The sequence below is a fragment of the Halorubrum pallidum genome, from assembly GCF_055380345.1.
Genome location: NZ_AP043945.1, coordinates 653,480 through 669,041, shown reverse-complemented (window position 1 = coordinate 669,041; position 15,562 = coordinate 653,480). Strand labels below are relative to the sequence as shown.

Sequence of the window (15,562 nt, the reverse complement as noted above, 5' to 3'; positions counted from 1 at the left end):
GCGCGGTCGACCGCGCGCCGCGTCGGCCTCGCCGGCCCGTCAGGTAACCCACGAGAGCACCCGCGCGGCGCGATGGGCCCCCTGGGCGATCGCGACGCGGACCGTCGAAACGAGGTCGACGGCTCCCCGCGTGGCGGCGGCCGCGCTCCGGGCCGCGCCCGTCGTGGCGTAGTACCCGGTCTTGCGGCCGGCGGCGCCGACGTAGTGTTTCGCGGCCATCCGGATCGGCGCGCGCCGCCCGTCGACGGTCGTCGTCCCGTCGCGGATCGCGTCGAGAACGTCGTCGGCCGTGACCGCCGTGACCGAGTCGCGGTCGGCGATCTCGACGTCGGTGTACGCCCGCCCCACGTACTCCAGGTGGTGGGCGTCGCTCGCGGCCACGCCGGGGTAGTCGTGGTCGGCGGCGAACCGCCGCGCGCGGCGGTTGCGGTACCCCGTGAACAGCCACGCGTTGAACACCTCGACGGCGTCGACCTCGTCGGTTTCCGAGGGGCCGTCGGTTTCGGCAACGTCGGCGAAGTCGGACACCGCGTCGTCGCCGGCGCGAGCGCCGTCCGTGTCCTCGCCCGCCGGAACCGGGATGTGACGCTGTCGCACGCCGTGGCGAGACCGCTGGAACGGATGGGGGACGATCGCGACGCCGCCGTGCTCGTGGATCCACGCGACCGTCTCGTCGTACGGTTTCCGGCGCGGTGGCATGCGCTCGACGCCAACGGCGAGCAGGTGGCCGTGCGCCGTCGACACCTCGACGCCGGGGATCCCGATCAGCCCGTACTCGTCGGCGATCTCGGCGGCGCGCTTCGACTCGCCGATCACGTCGTGGTCGGTTATCACGACCGCGTCGAGCCCGATCTCCGACGCGTGCTCTAAGATCAGCTCGACCGGCTCGTGACCGTCGTAGCTGTCGTCGGAGTGGACGTGCGGGTCGATCGAGACGGTGACGCCAGACACACGAGCACGTACGCGGCCGGAGATATATAAAAGCGCGAGAGCGACCGCGCGTCGGTGACGGCTCGGCGAGGGGCGACCGACGCCGCGGAGGGAACTGTTAGGTGGTCCCGCCCGAACGCGGGCGTATGACCGATGCGACGGACGCGGACGGCGAGCCGACGGACGCGACGGACGCAGATACTGACGACCGCGCGTACGTCGACCGCGCGATCGGCCTCGCCGAGGAGGCGGTCGACGCCGGCGACACCCCCTTCGGCGCGCTGCTCGTCGTCGACGGCGAGGTCGTCGCCGAGGACCGCAACCGGACGCGGAGCGACGACGACGTCACCGCGCACCCGGAGCTGGCGCTCGCGCGCTGGGCCGCCCGCGAGCTGTCCCCCGACGAGCGGGCGCGGTGTACGATGTACGCGAGCACCGAGCCGTGTCCGATGTGTTCGACCGCGGTCCACTACGCCGGGATCGACCGCGTCGTCTTCGGCGTCGCGGGCGCGACTCTGAACGACCTCACCGGCGACGTGGTGACGATTCCCTGCGAGGAGGTGATCCGACGCGCCGGCGGGACGACGACGGTCGAGGGGCCGGTCGCCGAGGACGCCGCGACGGCCGTCCACGAGTCGTTCTTCGACGGAGCGTAGCGTGGGACACGGCAGTCGATGACGCCCGACTGCGGCCGGTCACTTATCAGCGCGCCCCTCGTACCCGAGGAGAGACGATGAGCTACCCGGTCACCTATTACTGCCCGCGCTGCGGGACCCTCGTCGAACTCGACCGCGACGGCTACCTCGCGGACAAGTCGGTGACGCCGTATCCCTTAGAGGGGTGGGCGTACGTCGCGCCGACGGAGCCGTTCGAGGACGCAGACGGCGTCAGGTTCGTCTGCGGCGAGAGCGAGGGCGTCGTCTGGGACCCGCACGACGGGATCCGTGGGACCGACGCCGGCGGCGACGAGCCGAACCGGCCGCCGCGCGAGGACGCAGTCGGCTGCGGCGAGCCCTTCTACCTCTCTTTCGTCCGCTACGAGGAAGGCCGCGAGGTCGACCCGCGCGCCGAGACGGAGCTGGTGGAGATCGACCCCGATCCGCGGCACAGCGGACCGCGCGGCCCCCGCGGCCCCGGCCAGACGAGCGATTCCGACGGCGGCTTCTGGTAGCGACCGGCTGCGTCCCCGTCCGGGATCGGCGTCGGGGCGAGTGTTGCGGACCGAGTGCGCCAGATCGAGTGCGTCCGGCGGGTTCGCGACCGACTGACAACTCCCTTAAACGGTGAGCGAGTACGCGGGGGCATGGAAAGCATCAATCGGACCGCGATCGAGCTCGTCGACGAGGCGCTCGACTTCGCCGGCGAACTCGACGTCGTCGGCTACGAACTGGACAACGGCGCGACCGTCGTCGACTTCGGCGTGGACGCCGCCGGCGGCGTCGAGGCAGGGCTGCTCCTCGCCGAGATCCAGACCGCGGGCCTCGCGAACCTGCGGACCCGCATGGGCGAAGTTGCCGGCGCGCCGCGACAGTACGTCGAACTCTCGACCGACCACCCCGCGATCGCCCTGCTCTGCTCGCAGAAGGCGGGCTGGGAACTCGCCACCGAAGACGGCTTCGAGGGGCTCGGCTCCGGTCCCGCCCGGGCCCTCGTCGGCCGCGAGACGGAGTTCGAACGCGTCGGCTACTACGACTCCTCGGAGTTCGCGACGCTCGCGATCGAGTCGACCGCGCTCCCGACCGAGGCGGTCGCCGAGCACGTCGCGGACCTCGCCGAGGTCGACCCCGAGAGCGTCTTCCTCCCCGCCTACGCGACCGGCTCGACGGCGGGGTCGGTCGCGACCGCCGCGCGCGCGGCCGAACTCGCCGTCTTTCGACTGCTCGAAGTGGGCTACGAGCCAACCGACGTGCTCCACGCCTCCGGCTCCGCGCCGATGGCCCCGGCCACCCGCGACGAGGACCTCGCGATGGGGCGGACGAACGACGCGCTGGCGTACGGCGGCGAGGTGCACCTGCAGGTCGCCCGCGACGACGACCGCTTCGAACAGATCGTCTCGACCGCCCGCGACGAGTACGGCACTCCCTTCGTAGAGGTGTTCGAGGAGGCCGACTGGGACTTCTACGAGGTGGACGAGCGCGTCTTCGCGCCCGCGAAGGTCACGGTCGACGTGATCGACGGGCCGGTGTACACGGTCGGCGAGACGGACGAGGAGCTGCTCGCGGCGTCGTTCGGCTACCGCTGAGGGATGCGTCTCAAGCCGGTTCCCGAACCGCCCGACTCGCTCGACGACCTCCGCGAATACCAGCGCGCGGTGCCGCTCGTACCCGGTAGCACCGACGACTGCTGCGCTCGGCTCCGTGACCGCCGCGGCCTCCCCGACCGCCGGACCGCGAACGACTGGCTCGCGTTCCTGCGCGCGCTCGGGCTGGTCGACGAGACGCCGCGAGGATTCGTTCGGACCGACGCCGAGCCGACGGCAGCGCGCGTCCGTGAGGGACTCCGCGAGGGCGTCCTCCTCGTTCCGGAGACGCTGTCGCTCCTGCGAGCGGCCTCGCCCGCGGAGCCGCTCACGCCAGACGGCCTGTTCGAGGCGACCCGAGAGTCGGTGCCGCGTCACGACCGCGCTCGCGACCCGGAGTGGGAGGCGGCGTGGCGCGAGCGCGCCGACCGGCTCCTGCGGTGGCTCGCGCTCGTCGATCTGGCCGCGGCAACCGAAGCCAACGAGACACCCGGTAGATCGGGGGACTCGACCGCCTATCTCGCCGGCGACGCGGTCTGATCGCCGGGTCGAAGCCGGGAGGAATCGGCCCGTGACAAGCCTTTTACTCGGAGCCGGAGAGGATGTCGCATGGGACGATTCGACGAGCGGGAGTCGCCGCTCTCGGTCCGGTACGAGCCGGCGAGCGTGAAGGACCTGCTCGTGGAGATGAAGGACACGGCCGAACTGCTGATCGACCTCTCGTACTCCGCGGTCCTCCACGGGAGCCCGACGATCGCCCACGAGGTCGTCGAACTCGAACACCGGATGGACGTGCTCCAGATGCGCGCGCGGATGAGCCTCATGCTCGCCGCCCGGAGCCCGGACGAGGCCGAGACGCTCGCGCCGGTGCTCGGCGTGGTGGGCGCGGCCGACAAGATCTCCGACGCCGCCGGCGACATCGCGAAGATCGTCACGGAGGAGATCGGACTCCCGGACGCGATGCGCGGCGCGCTCACCGAGGGCGTCGAGACGCTGGTCCGGGGCACCGTCTCGCCCGACTCCGACTACGCCGGACGGACGCTGAAAGACGTCGACCTGGAGTCGGTGACGGGCGTGCGCGTCATCGCGATTCGCCGCGAGGACGACTGGATCCTCAACCCCGGTCCGGGGACGCGACTCGAAGCCGGCGACGTGACGCTCCTCCGCGGCCCGGAGACGGGCGTCGCCGAGGCGTACCCCGAACTGGCGCAAGAGCCGTTCGAGCCGGCCGAGCCCGTCGAGCCCGCGATCGACGACTTAGAGCGCGCGGTCGACTCGATCGTGTTGATGAAGAACCTCTCCGAACTCGCGGTGGATCTGGCGTACGGATCCGTGCTGTTCGACAACGCGGCGCTCGCCGAGGAGGTGAACAACCTGGAGATCGAGGTCGACGCCCTCCAGTCCCGGTTCGAGGCGTGGACGCTGCGGGCCGCCCGCGAGGCGGTCGACCCCGTCTCGCTCCGCGGGCTGATCCACCTCGGCGTCGCGACGGAGGAGATCTCGGACGCAGCCTTGGAGATCACGGAGGGCGTCGCCCGCGACCTCGGGGTCCACCCCGTCGTGGAGATGGCGGTCCAAGAGTCCGACGAGATCATCACCCGCACGGTGATCGAGGCCGGCAGCGATCTCGACGGGACGCGGATCGAGGAAGGGATACCGGCGACCGATATCTCGACGAGCGTCATCGCGCTCCGACGGCCGGAGGAGGGATGGCTCGTGGGCCACGACATCGACACGACGCTACGCGCCGGCGACGTGGTGCTCTCGAAGGGGACCCGGACCTCGGCGGAGGAGTTCGAGGCGCTCGCGTCGTGACCGACCCGTCGACCGCAGAGCGCGCTCGGATCGCTCGCGCGTACTACGACGCTCTCGACGCCGGCGACTACGACCGGCTCGCTGACCTGCTCGCGCCGGGGTTCGTCCAGCGACGCCCGGACCGGATCTTCGAGGGGCGCGACCGCTTCGTGGCGTTCATGCGCGACGAGCGGCCGATAACGGACACGACCCACGTCGTCGAGGCGGTGTACCCCGCGGGCCCCGGCGTCGCCGTCCGAGGGCGGCTGCTCGACGCCGACGGCGACGCGCTGTTCGCCTTCGTCGACGTGTTCGACGTCGCGGACGGACGGATCACCGAACTAGAGACGTACGCGGCGACAGACGGGTAGCGGGCGCTCCTCGGTCGGACCGGGAATGCCGAGCCGACGGCTCAACGATGTAGAGCGACCGCCGCTACGGCGCGGACGTTGAAAGGCGACCGCCTCGCGCGAACGCGAGACGACCGGTGTGTCACACGCCGGCAGCCGGTCGGGTAAGCGTCCGCCGCGCCGGTATATAAATCCTCGTTCGCGCGGCCGTCAGTCGGGTCGGTGGACCGCGCCGTCGCGCGAGTCGGCGTCCTTCCGCCGGAGCGCGGCGGCGGCGTTGTTGGCGTCGTAGCCGAAGTACACGTCCTTCGCGTACGACTCCGCGACCTCGGCGGCGTGGATCAGCTCGTCGACGTCTACCTCGACCGCGTACAGCTCGAGCGAGAACGGCGTCTCCGGGGGCGCGCCGTGGACGTCGTAGTCGCCGCCGAGCCGCGAACGGAAGCCGCGAGCGATCGTTTCGAGCCAGTAGGTCGTCGCGTACTCGGTGTCGTACAGCGGGACGACGAACTCGTCGACGTGGTCGGCGAGCCGGTCGACGTCGATCCCCGCCCGCGCGCGGAGGTGGCCCGGATACGGGTCGGGATACAGCGTGAGCAGCAGTCGGCCGGGGACCAGTTCGGCCGCGTCGGCGACGAACTCGGTTATCACGTCGGCGCGCCAGTCCGCCCACCGCTCGCGGTCGCTCTCGGCGAACAGCCGCTCGCAGCGGTCACAGCGACAGAACCCCTCGCGCGGGAACCCCACGTCGTCGAGGCGCACGTCATCGTTCTCGGCGGCGCAGTCCTCGATGATCTCCAGCAGTCCGTCGCGGTACTCCGGGTGAGTCGGACAGATGTACGCCCAGTCGAAGTAGTCGCGGTCGCGGGTCGCCGGCTCGCCGCGCCCGTCGACGGGGACGAGATCGGGGTTCTCGCTCGCCGCGGCGTTATCGCCGAAACACGACACCATGTTCACGGCGTTCGGGAGCGGCGCGGCCGCCCGTCCCGTGACGTCTTTGACCTCGTAGAAGCCGAGGTCGAACGGCTCCATCTCGACCTCGTCGGCGTTGCGCGTGACGACCCCGTACATGCGAGTCGCTACGCGGTTGCGGGGTAAAAACTGCAGGCATCCGCCCGCGGAGGGTGGTGAATGCCGATGCGATCGGAGCGGACCTGTGTCAGACCTCGACCGGCTCTTTGTCGCCGGCGAAGAGGAAGTACGCGAGCGCGACCAGCGACAGCACGAGGACGAGCTTCAGTTTCTTGCTCATACGCGAATTATCGAACCGGAGTCGCTAAAATCTACCGGCGACGGCGACCGCGATGGACACGATCGGTGACGCGGAACCGACGGCGACCACCGAACGGAGCGCGTCACACGTCGATGTGCTCGGCGATGTCCGTCCGCAGGATCGTCGAGCAGTAGTCACACCGGACGCCGTCGGCGACGACGTCGAAGCGGGTCTCCACGGGCTCGCCGGCGTTGGTGATGCAGTTGCGGTTCGGACAGGAGAGCACGCCGCTCACGGTGTCGGGCCGGGTGACGCGGTTCTTCTCGGCCACCTCGAACTCGCGGATGATGTTGATCGTCGCCTCGGGGGCGATGAGGGAGAGCACGTCGACCTCGGACTGCGAGAGCTCGCGGCCCTCGACTTTGACCACGTCCTTTCGGCCGAGCCGGTCCGAGGGGACGTTCATCACGACCGAGACGCCGAGCCCCTCGGAGCCGTCGATGCCGAGGATGGCGAGCACGTTGAGCGCCTGACCGCCCTCCACGTGGTCGATGACGGTGCCGTTTCGGATCTTCGAGACGCGAAGCTCGTGGTCGCTCATCGGTCCACCTCCTGTCCTTCGACGGCCTCCGCGTTCTCGATCAGGGTGTCGAGGAGGGCCATCCGCACCGGGATCCCGTTGTGGGCCTGCTCGAAGTACCGAGCGTGGTCCGTCGCGTCGAGGTCGGGGGCGATCTCGTCGACCCGCGGAAGCGGGTGCATCACGGAGAGGTCGTCCGCCGCGTCCTCTACGGTTTCGGCGTCGATGCGGTACTCGCCGGCGACCCGGTGGTACTCGTTCTCATCGGGGAATCGCTCCTTCTGGATCCGGGTGACGTACAGCACGTCGAGTTCCCCCACGATCCCGTCGAGGTCGGTGTGCTCGCGGATCTGCGCGCCCGTCTCGTGTAAGTCGAATCGGACCGAACGCGGGAGCCGCAGCGACTCGGGGCTGATGAAGTGCTGGTTCGCGTCGAACTCGGTGAGCGCGGCCGCGAGCGAGTGGACCGTACGACCGTACTTCAGGTCGCCCATGATACCGACGGTGAGGTCGTCCAGGCCGTGGTTCTCGCGGATCGTGTGGAGGTCGAGTAGGGTCTGTGAGGGGTGTTGGCCGGCCCCGTCGCCCGCGTTGACGACGGGAGTCTCGACGTGTTCGGCCGCCAGCGTGGCCGCGCCCTCGCTCGGATGTCGGAGCACCAGGGCGTCCGCGTAGCCCTCGATGACGCGGACGGTGTCCGCCAGCGACTCGCCCTTCGAGACGGAGGAGGAGTCGACGTCGCCCATGTCGATGGTGTTCATCCCGAGGCGTTTTGCCGCGCTGTCGAAGCTCATCCGGGTGCGCGTGCTCGGCTCGAAAAAACAGAGCGCGAGCACGCGCCCGGCGTGCCGGTCCGCGTAGGCGGCGGGGTCGTCGGCGACCGCCCGGGCCCGGTCGAGCACCGCCTCGATGTCATCCCGCGAGAGCTGTTTCGCGGTGATGAGGTGGTCCTGACGCATCGTCGAAGAAGGGAACTGGCACGCTCTTGAATCTCCCGGCTCGGGCCGCGTCGGGGGTGCCCACGTCCGTGCGGACCGACGGACGACGCCGCTTCGAGATTCGAAAGTGGCCGCGTTCGCCGGGCCGTCTCCGACCGACGCACCGACCGGACACCTAAGCCCGTTCGGTCCGAACGCCCGTCCATGTCCGAGAACGATCCGGCCGACCTGCTCCCGAACGATCGCGTGAAACAGGCCGCCGTCGACGGCGACGTGACGCAGCTGCACCGCGGGAACCGGTACGGCGAGGCGGGCGACACCTTCGAGGTCGACGGCGTGACCTTCGAGTTGACCGAGGTGACCGAGCGCACGCTCGGCGACATGACGGACGCGGACGCGAAACGGGAGGGTTCGCCGTCGCTCGACGCCTACAGGGAGCGGATGGTCCGAGCCCACGGCGGGAACTTCGAGTGGAACGACCACGCCGACGTGGTGCGCCACCGGTTCGAGCGCGTGGAGTGATCGAGGAGACGAACAGAGGAGACGAGCAGAGGAGACGAACTGACGAGACGAACCTACGAGACGAACTTCAGCAGGTCGTCCCGGTTGTGCTCGTGAAAACGCGTTCGGAGACACTCCTCTAGCGCCTCGATGTCGCCGCGTTTCGCGCAGATCGGGGCGATCCGGTCGGACCACTGTTGCCACGGCGGGAACAGCCCGAGCCGGTCACAGATGTCGTCGAGCCGGTCGTCGAGGTCGTCGATCTTGTCGGTCTTGTTCACGGCGACGATGGGTTCGACGCCCACGTCTTCGAGGAAGCCGTACATCTCCACGTCGTGGGGGACGTTCCCGCGCTCGGCGTGCCGGTCGATGATGTCGACGGCGGCTTTCCCGTCCATGACGACGACGCCCGCGAGGATCGAGTCCGCGTTCTCCTCCAAGTAGTGCACGATGTCCGTCTTGATCTGCTCGCGGCGCTCGTCTTCGACGCCGGACATGAACCCGAACCCGGGCAGGTCCGTGAACATGAACCCCTCGCTGGCCCAGTCGAAGTGGTTGGGCTGGCGGGTCACGCCCGGCTTGCCGCCGGTCGAGAAGTCGTGGCCCGTCAGTTCGCGCATGAGCGTGGACTTGCCGACGTTCGAGCGCCCCACGAGGACGACCTCGGCGTCGCGGTCCGGCCGGTCTTCGAACATGTGCGTCCGTGCGCGAGGGAGCCGGTTAAAGGGCGCGTCGTGCGGCCGCCCCGCGAAGATCCGTGAGATCGACCTGACGCGACCTGTACGACCAAGTGCGCGCCGCGAGTACCGGGACGCATGCTCGTCGAGGATGTGATGTCGACGGACCTGGTCACCTGCGACGTCGGCGCGTCCGTCAGGGAGGCCGCGGAGCGGATGCTCCGGAACCGGGTCGGGAGCGTGATCGTCGTCGACGGCCGGACGCCGGCGGGGATCGCGACTGAGGCCGACGTGCTCCACGCGGGATACGCCTCTGACGAGCCGTTTTCTGCGATTCCGCTGCGGAGGGCCATGACCAGTCCGGTCGCGACGGTTCGTCCGTCGGTGACGCTCCGGACCGCGACCGACCGGATGCGCTCTGAGGGCGTCAAAAAACTGGTCGTCACGGAGGACATGAGACCGGTCGGAATAGTGACCACGCGGGACATCGCCGACAACTACGGACAGATCCGTCGAGAGGTCCGCGACCTCGCGGCCGACGCCACTAACTGGTCGAACCGCGGCGATCGGCGCTGAGGCGATCGACACCGAGACGATCGTCTCCGTAGCGGGCGCCGCGTCTCGCCGAACGTGTTCGCGCGGCGGCTTATTCGGATCGGTCGCGTACGCGACGATATGACCGCAACACAGGAGGCGACCGACCATCGGACCGAGGGCGACCCCGAATCGGCGTCGGACGCGGACGCGACGACCACGGTCACTGTGAAGTGCACCGGCCACGTCCGCACCGAACTCGGCGAAAACGAGTTCGAGTACGCCTTCACCGGCGACACGCTCCGGGCGTTCCTCGACGAGCTGTTCGAGGAGTATCCGGAGCTACAGGAGATGCTCATCGCGGAGACGGAGGCCGACGCGACGCACAGCGGGTGGGCACCGGCGCCGGAGGAACTCCCCGGCACGTGGACGAAGAACCCGGTCGGCGAACAGACCATCGCGTACGCCCGGATCCTCGTGAACGGCCGCTTCAACGAGAACGAGCGAGGGTTCGACACGGAACTGACGGACGGCGACCGCGTCGCGCTCGTCTATCCGTTCATGTTCTGCTGTTAGCCGGCGGGACGACTCCGCCGGCGACCGATCGCACTCGCCCGATCACGCTCGCCCGATCGACCCCGGAGACACCGACACCGACGATGGCGATTCCACACCGCGGTCCCGATCCACGATGAACCCACGAGCGATAGACACGTCCCAGCGGCCGTTCGTGCTGATCTGGGAGATGACACAGGCCTGTGAGTTGGCGTGTAAACACTGCCGGGCGGACGCGAAGCGACGCCGCCACCCCGAGGAGCTTTCGACCGACGAGGCGCGGGCGCTGCTCGACGACGCCCGCGAGTTCGGCGAGGGGCAGTTGGTGGTGCTCTCCGGCGGCGATCCCCTCGCGCGAAACGACGTGACCGATCTCGTCGCGTACGGGACCGACGCCGGACTCAAGGTGACGCTGACGCCGAGCGGGACGGAGTCGCTCACGGTCGAGCGGATCGAGGCGCTCGCCGACGGCGGGCTACGTCGGCTCGCGCTCAGCCTCGACGGGGCCACGGCGGCCGCCCACGATGAGTTCCGCAAGGAGGCGGGAAGCTTCGAGCAGACGGTGGCCGCGGCGCGCGCCGCGCGGTCCGCCGGGCTCCCCCTCCAGATCAACACGACGGTCTGTGCGGAGACCGTCGACGAACTCCCCGCGGTCGCCGACCTCGTCGCCGACCTCGACGCGGTGCTCTGGTCGGTGTTCTTCCTCGTTCCGGTCGGACGGGGACGGGTGTTGGATCCGGTTTCCCCCGAACGCGCGGAGCGCGTGATGAAGTGGCTCCGCGAGGTCGCGGCGGACGCGCCGTTCGGCGTGAAGACGACGGAGGCACCGATGTATCGCCGGGTCGCGATCGAACGGGGACGCGCCGACGACGCGGCGCGCGCGCCGTCTTCCGACGGGATCGGCCGGCGAACTGGCGTCACCGCCGGGGACGGCTTCGCGTTCGTGAGTCACACCGGCGAGGTGTACCCCTCCGGGTTCCTGCCTGAATCCGCGGGAAACGTCAGGACGGATCACGTCGTCGACGTCTACCGGAACGCGCCGCTTTTCGAGTCACTCCGGAACCCCGACGCGCTTCGCGGGAAGTGCGGCGCGTGCTCGTACCGGCGGGTGTGCGGCGGAAGCCGCTCGCGGGCGTACGCGTACACCGGCGATCCGCTGGCGAGCGACCCGCTCTGCCCGCACGTGCCCGACGGGTACGACGGTCCGCGGCCGGAACGGACGTTCGCGCGGCGGGAGTCGTCGTCGGGCGGCTGATGGCGTGCGCGACCGCGAGAGACCGCAGCACCTAACCTCGCTCCGACCCGAGTCGCGGTATGCGCATCGACCCGTTCGGCCTCGAACGCTGGTTCGCGGAGCACGAACACGAGGCCGACATCATGTTGGCCGAGAGCGGGATCCGGTCGCTGGACGCGAGCCGGTTCGACCTCGACCCCGGTCGGCTCGACTACGTCATCCCGACGAACGGCGACTCCGACCTCCGCGCCTCGGTAGGCGACCGATACGGGCGCAGCGCCGACGAGGTGCTCTTCACGTGCGGCACCCAAGAGGCGAACTTCCTCGCGTTCGCGTCGCTTCTCGGCGACGAAGGAGGCCTCGGAAAGGGCGGTGCCGGCGACTACGATCCGATCGGCACCGGCACTCACGCGGTCGTCGTGACGCCGACGTATCAGGCGCTCCACGCCGTCCCCGAGGCGTTCGGCGAGGTGACCCGCGTCGGGCTGGAGCCGCCGACGTGGAAACTCGCGCCCGACGCGGTCGCCGAGGCCGCCCGCGACGACACCGCGGTGATCGTGGTGAACAACCCGAACAACCCAACCGGTCGGTACCACGACGAAGACACGATGCGGGCGATATACGACGTCGCCGTCGAACACGGCGCGTACCTGCTCTGTGACGAGGTGTATCGGTTGCTCGCCGAGGACCCGCAGACGCCGGTCGCGAGCTACGGCCGGCACGGGGTCTCGACGACGAGCCTCACGAAGGCGTACGGGCTCGCCGGACTCCGGTTCGGCTGGATCGCCGGTCCGGAGCCGGTCGTCGAGCGTGCGTGGCAGTGGAAAGACTACACGACGATCTCCCCGTCGATCTTCGGCCAGCACGTCGCGGAACAGGCGCTCGGCCGGCGCGAGGACCGCATCCTGTCCGAGAACCGCGCGCTCGCCGAGACGAACCGCGCCGTCGTCGCCGACTGGGTCGCGGGCCACGGGCTCGACTGGTACGACCCGGTCGGCGTCAACGGGTTCGTGACGGTCCCCGACGGCTTCACAGACGCCGACGAGTTCTGTCGGAGCATCGTCGAGGAGGCGAGCGTCGTGCTCGCGCCGGGAGAGTTGTTCGGGTTCCCGGACCGCTTCCGGATCGGGTTCGGGCTGCCGACGGAGACGCTGGAAGAGGGACTCGATCGGGTGGACCGCGTGATCGACCGTCGGGGGACTGCGGCGAACGGGGGTGCGGCCTGATGGGGCTGTTGAGCGAACTCAAAGCAGACGTGGTGGGATTCGTTCGGGACCCGACGGACGAACAGAAGCTGCTGTTCCTCGCGGTGATCGCGATCGCGATCGCCGATCGGTTCTTCTACTGGATCGACTTCCCGATCGTCGTGCGGACGACCGCCGCGGTCGGCGTCGGGTTCATCGTGCTGTTCGTCGCGAGCTACCTGTACACGGGCTCGTTCGTGCCGCCCGACGGGAACGTCGACGACGACGGAGAAGACGGAGACGACGGGTACGTCGACGAACTGGACCCCTGACGGCGAGAACGGTCGCGGCGGCGTTCCAAACGGTTTATACCCGCGCCCGGGGAATTTGCGCGCATGCCGCGAGAGCAGAAGCAGGTTCGCGAACTACAGGAGGGCAGCTACGTCATGATGGACGGCTCGCCCTGCAAGATCAATCATTACAGCACCGCCAAACCCGGCAAACACGGGAGCGCCAAGGCCCGCGTCGAGGGCAAGGGCGTCTTCGACGAGAAGAAGCGCTCGCTCTCCCAACCCGTCGACGCGAAGGTCTGGGTCCCGATCATCCAGCGGAAGCAGGGACAGGTCGTCTCCGTCTCCGGCGACGACGCGCAGGTCATGGATCTGGACACCTACGAGACGTTCACGATGCGCATCCCCGAGGACGAGGACTTCGCGTCTGACGACAACATCGAGTACCTAGAGTACGAGGGCCAGCGGAAGGTCGTCGGGTAGTCGGCACCGATGTTTCCGGGAGCGACGACGGACCGCGAGGCTGCTTCTTACGTGGTCGTCGGCGCTCCCCTCGACGCCACGACCACCTTTCAGCCGGGCACCCGATTCGGACCGGATCGGGTCCGGCGGTTCGCCGAGACGTTCGACGACTACGACCGCCGAACGGAGAGCTGTTTCTCCGCTCACGGCGTCTGTGACGCCGGGAACGTGCGTGCGTGGGACGACACCGAGGCGTACCTCGATCACCTCGCCGCCGAGCTCAGGAGCGTCGTCTACGACGACGCCATCCCGCTTCTCGTCGGCGGCGAACACACCGTCACGCACGCGGGCGTGGACGCCGTCGACCCCGACGTACTGGTCGTCTGCGACGCCCACCTCGACCTGCGGGACGCCTACGACGGAAACCCGCTGAACCACGCGTGCGTCACGCGACGGGCCCTCGACGATCTGGGCGTCGACCGCGCCGTGATCGTCGGCGCACGTACGGGGTCCGAGGCCGAGTGGGACCGCGCCGCCGAGGCCGACGTGACCGTCGTCGCGCCCGAGGACGCCCGGGCGTGGATCGACGGCCTCGCCGGGGACGGCGACGGGTCCATTGGGGACGACGGCAGATCGACCGCGAGCGACCCGTTCGCCGGTGAGGCCGTGTACTGTTCGATCGACGTCGACGGCCTCGATCCCGGCTTCGCGCCGGGGACGGGGACGATGGAGCCGTTCGGTCTGACGCCGCGAACGGTCCGCGACCTCGTTCGGACGGTCGCACCGCACGCGGTCGGCTTCGACGTCGTCGAGGTCAACGACCGCGACGACGGCCAGGCGGCGGCGCTCGGCGGGAAACTCCTCCGCGAGTTCGTGTTCGCGCATGCGACCAGCGAACGGGGAGAATCTGACGTATAGGCGCCCGAAACGGACGATTAGGGCGACACAGCCGATTCGAATCGAAACAGGCGATTAAATCCCGAACGGGTTGCGCTCTCACGAGACCTCGGAAAGTCGTCGCCGCGCGGCTGTGACCGCCTGCATCGCGTCGATCCATTCTCGGGGATCCGTACACCAGATTCGGTCGCCCTCGACGCTGACGCAGAACACGGAGTCGCTGGAGGGCGTGAGCGTTACCGCGTCGACGTCGGGGCGATCGCCGAGGTGCGAGTCGATCAGGCGTCGAGCCGTCTCGGCTTCGGACTGGAGGCGGCTGCCGACGGCGTACTCGATGGCTATCTCTGCCATGCGTGTCCCCACGTTTTGCATGATTAATAACGACGCTTTGCTGGCAGTGCTTGCGGCGTTCCGCGACGGGTGTCGCGCCGCCTCACGCGAGGTGATCCGCGGCGAGCGCCCCGATCACCACGCCGACCACGCCGTCAGGCTCTCGTCGCGAGCGTACACTCGCTTGCAGTCCTTGGCATAGGCGAAATCGCCCGCGTGATCGAGCTTCTCGTGGCGGTATTCGGGAGCGTCCTCGCGGATCTGGAGCCCCTCGACGGTGAACTCCTCGTCGCCGAATTCGACCGTCTCGTCGACGGTGAACTCGTAGTCGCCGGGGACGTTCACGCGCAGCGAGCGCGTCTGGTCTGCGGTGCCGTCCTTCGGGTGAAGCGTCACCGCGACGGCGACGTTGTCGACCGCGCGCGTCCAGAGCGTGTCGACGTCCTCGATGTCGGCCTCCTCGACGCGCCGTTCGGGACCGACCTCGATCCCGGTGACGCGAACCTGCATCAGCGCGTCTTCGGTGTCGACGACGAACTCCTCGCCGGTCGCGACGTAGGTGTCTGCGGGCACGTCCATCCGGGTCGTGAACGACTCGCCGTCCTGTGAGACGACGATCGTCAGCTCGACCGTCTCTTCCTCCGGTATCTCGGTTTTGTACGTGTGATCGCAGTCTGTACAGCGGACGGTCGCCTGTCCGCCGGGGCGTAACACCTCGTGGACGGTCTCCTCGCCCGGCGAACACGCCGGACAAGGGAGACCGACTCGGTCTCCGGATTCGCTCATTACCGCGTCGTACCCGTCCAACGCGTAAATATCCGCCCCTGTGTCCGCGGTGCGTGGATCGCTGGCGC

At 69.2% G+C, this 15,562-nt stretch carries 21 protein-coding genes; 14 read left to right on the top strand and 7 right to left on the bottom strand.

What is annotated here, in order from left to right:
• Positions 1–39: 39 nt before the first annotated feature.
• On the bottom strand, positions 40–951 hold the full coding sequence (locus tag ACZ45C_RS05050; RefSeq protein ID WP_460559568.1) for a CehA/McbA family metallohydrolase: 912 nt from the start codon (positions 949–951) through the stop codon (positions 40–42).
• Positions 952–1,076: 125 nt separating this feature from the next.
• On the opposite strand from ACZ45C_RS05050, the gene ACZ45C_RS05045 reads away from it, so the two are divergent.
• The 6 genes from ACZ45C_RS05045 (at position 1,077) to ACZ45C_RS05020 (ending at position 5,334) form a co-directional block, all read left to right on the top strand.
• Positions 1,077–1,586: a nucleoside deaminase gene (locus tag ACZ45C_RS05045; protein WP_460559566.1), complete on the top strand. Its 510-nt coding sequence runs from the start codon at positions 1,077–1,079 to the stop codon at positions 1,584–1,586.
• A gap of 77 nt (positions 1,587–1,663) precedes the next feature.
• Positions 1,664–2,101 carry a hypothetical protein gene (locus ACZ45C_RS05040; RefSeq protein ID WP_460559564.1) on the top strand — a complete coding sequence of 146 codons (438 nt, stop codon included), beginning with the start codon at positions 1,664–1,666 and terminating at the stop codon, positions 2,099–2,101.
• Positions 2,102–2,233: 132 nt separating this feature from the next.
• The gene (mch, locus tag ACZ45C_RS05035; protein ID WP_460559562.1) at positions 2,234–3,172 is read left to right on the top strand and encodes a methenyltetrahydromethanopterin cyclohydrolase; all 939 of its coding nucleotides are present in this window, start codon (positions 2,234–2,236) and stop codon (positions 3,170–3,172) included.
• Between the two features lie 3 nt (positions 3,173–3,175).
• The gene (locus ACZ45C_RS05030) at positions 3,176–3,709 is read left to right on the top strand and encodes a hypothetical protein (RefSeq protein WP_460559560.1); all 534 of its coding nucleotides are present in this window, start codon (positions 3,176–3,178) and stop codon (positions 3,707–3,709) included.
• 69 nt (positions 3,710–3,778) lie between these two features.
• The gene (locus ACZ45C_RS05025) at positions 3,779–4,984 is read left to right on the top strand and encodes a potassium channel family protein (RefSeq protein ID WP_460559558.1); all 1,206 of its coding nucleotides are present in this window, start codon (positions 3,779–3,781) and stop codon (positions 4,982–4,984) included.
• Positions 4,981–5,334, top strand: a complete 354-nt coding sequence (locus ACZ45C_RS05020) for a nuclear transport factor 2 family protein (protein WP_460559556.1) — start codon at positions 4,981–4,983, stop codon at positions 5,332–5,334. The genes ACZ45C_RS05025 and ACZ45C_RS05020 overlap by 4 nt, the downstream gene beginning before the upstream one ends.
• A gap of 189 nt (positions 5,335–5,523) precedes the next feature.
• On the opposite strand, the gene ACZ45C_RS05015 is transcribed toward ACZ45C_RS05020, so the two are convergent.
• The 3 genes from ACZ45C_RS05015 to pyrB form a co-directional block, all read right to left on the bottom strand.
• Positions 5,524–6,384 carry a glycoside hydrolase family protein gene (locus ACZ45C_RS05015; protein ID WP_460559554.1) on the bottom strand — a complete coding sequence of 287 codons (861 nt, stop codon included), beginning with the start codon at positions 6,382–6,384 and terminating at the stop codon, positions 5,524–5,526.
• Between the two features lie 284 nt (positions 6,385–6,668).
• A complete protein-coding gene (gene pyrI / locus ACZ45C_RS05010) occupies positions 6,669–7,127 on the bottom strand; it encodes an aspartate carbamoyltransferase regulatory subunit (protein ID WP_460559552.1) in 459 nt (152 codons plus the stop codon).
• Positions 7,124–8,065: an aspartate carbamoyltransferase gene (gene pyrB, locus ACZ45C_RS05005; RefSeq protein ID WP_460559550.1), complete on the bottom strand. Its 942-nt coding sequence runs from the start codon at positions 8,063–8,065 to the stop codon at positions 7,124–7,126. The genes pyrI and pyrB overlap by 4 nt, the downstream gene beginning before the upstream one ends.
• A gap of 183 nt (positions 8,066–8,248) precedes the next feature.
• On the opposite strand from pyrB, the gene ACZ45C_RS05000 reads away from it, so the two are divergent.
• The gene (locus ACZ45C_RS05000) at positions 8,249–8,566 is read left to right on the top strand and encodes an ASCH domain-containing protein (protein WP_460559548.1); all 318 of its coding nucleotides are present in this window, start codon (positions 8,249–8,251) and stop codon (positions 8,564–8,566) included.
• A 53-nt stretch (positions 8,567–8,619) separates the two neighbouring features.
• Here the strand turns inward: ACZ45C_RS05000 and engB are convergent, their stop codons facing one another.
• A complete protein-coding gene (gene engB / locus ACZ45C_RS04995; protein WP_460559546.1) occupies positions 8,620–9,240 on the bottom strand; it encodes a GTP-binding protein EngB in 621 nt (206 codons plus the stop codon).
• A gap of 120 nt (positions 9,241–9,360) precedes the next feature.
• On the opposite strand from engB, the gene ACZ45C_RS04990 reads away from it, so the two are divergent.
• The 7 genes from ACZ45C_RS04990 to ACZ45C_RS04960 all read left to right on the top strand — a co-directional run bounded on the left by ACZ45C_RS04990 (position 9,361) and on the right by ACZ45C_RS04960 (position 14,399).
• A complete protein-coding gene (locus ACZ45C_RS04990) occupies positions 9,361–9,798 on the top strand; it encodes a CBS domain-containing protein (protein ID WP_460559544.1) in 438 nt (145 codons plus the stop codon).
• A 99-nt stretch (positions 9,799–9,897) separates the two neighbouring features.
• Positions 9,898–10,332, top strand: a complete 435-nt coding sequence (locus ACZ45C_RS04985; RefSeq protein WP_460559542.1) for a MoaD/ThiS family protein — start codon at positions 9,898–9,900, stop codon at positions 10,330–10,332.
• Between the two features lie 115 nt (positions 10,333–10,447).
• A complete protein-coding gene (locus ACZ45C_RS04980) occupies positions 10,448–11,566 on the top strand; it encodes a TIGR04053 family radical SAM/SPASM domain-containing protein (RefSeq protein WP_460559540.1) in 1,119 nt (372 codons plus the stop codon).
• Between the two features lie 59 nt (positions 11,567–11,625).
• Positions 11,626–12,771 carry an aminotransferase class I/II-fold pyridoxal phosphate-dependent enzyme gene (locus ACZ45C_RS04975; RefSeq protein WP_460559538.1) on the top strand — a complete coding sequence of 382 codons (1,146 nt, stop codon included), beginning with the start codon at positions 11,626–11,628 and terminating at the stop codon, positions 12,769–12,771.
• Positions 12,771–13,061, top strand: a complete 291-nt coding sequence (locus ACZ45C_RS04970; protein WP_460559536.1) for a hypothetical protein — start codon at positions 12,771–12,773, stop codon at positions 13,059–13,061. The genes ACZ45C_RS04975 and ACZ45C_RS04970 overlap by 1 nt, the downstream gene beginning before the upstream one ends.
• Before the next feature lie 63 nt (positions 13,062–13,124).
• Positions 13,125–13,502 carry a translation initiation factor IF-5A gene (locus ACZ45C_RS04965; protein ID WP_460559534.1) on the top strand — a complete coding sequence of 126 codons (378 nt, stop codon included), beginning with the start codon at positions 13,125–13,127 and terminating at the stop codon, positions 13,500–13,502.
• A 9-nt stretch (positions 13,503–13,511) separates the two neighbouring features.
• Positions 13,512–14,399, top strand: a complete 888-nt coding sequence (locus tag ACZ45C_RS04960) for an agmatinase family protein (protein WP_460559532.1) — start codon at positions 13,512–13,514, stop codon at positions 14,397–14,399.
• A gap of 78 nt (positions 14,400–14,477) precedes the next feature.
• On the opposite strand, the gene ACZ45C_RS04955 is transcribed toward ACZ45C_RS04960, so the two are convergent.
• Both ACZ45C_RS04955 and ACZ45C_RS04950 read right to left on the bottom strand, forming a co-directional pair.
• Positions 14,478–14,729 (bottom strand): SelT/SelW/SelH family protein, encoded by a 252-nt coding sequence (locus tag ACZ45C_RS04955; RefSeq protein ID WP_460559530.1) that lies wholly within the window; start codon positions 14,727–14,729, stop codon positions 14,478–14,480.
• 114 nt (positions 14,730–14,843) lie between these two features.
• Positions 14,844–15,494 (bottom strand): HVO_0476 family zinc finger protein, encoded by a 651-nt coding sequence (locus ACZ45C_RS04950; RefSeq protein WP_460559528.1) that lies wholly within the window; start codon positions 15,492–15,494, stop codon positions 14,844–14,846.
• Between the last annotated feature and the right edge of the window lie 68 nt (positions 15,495–15,562).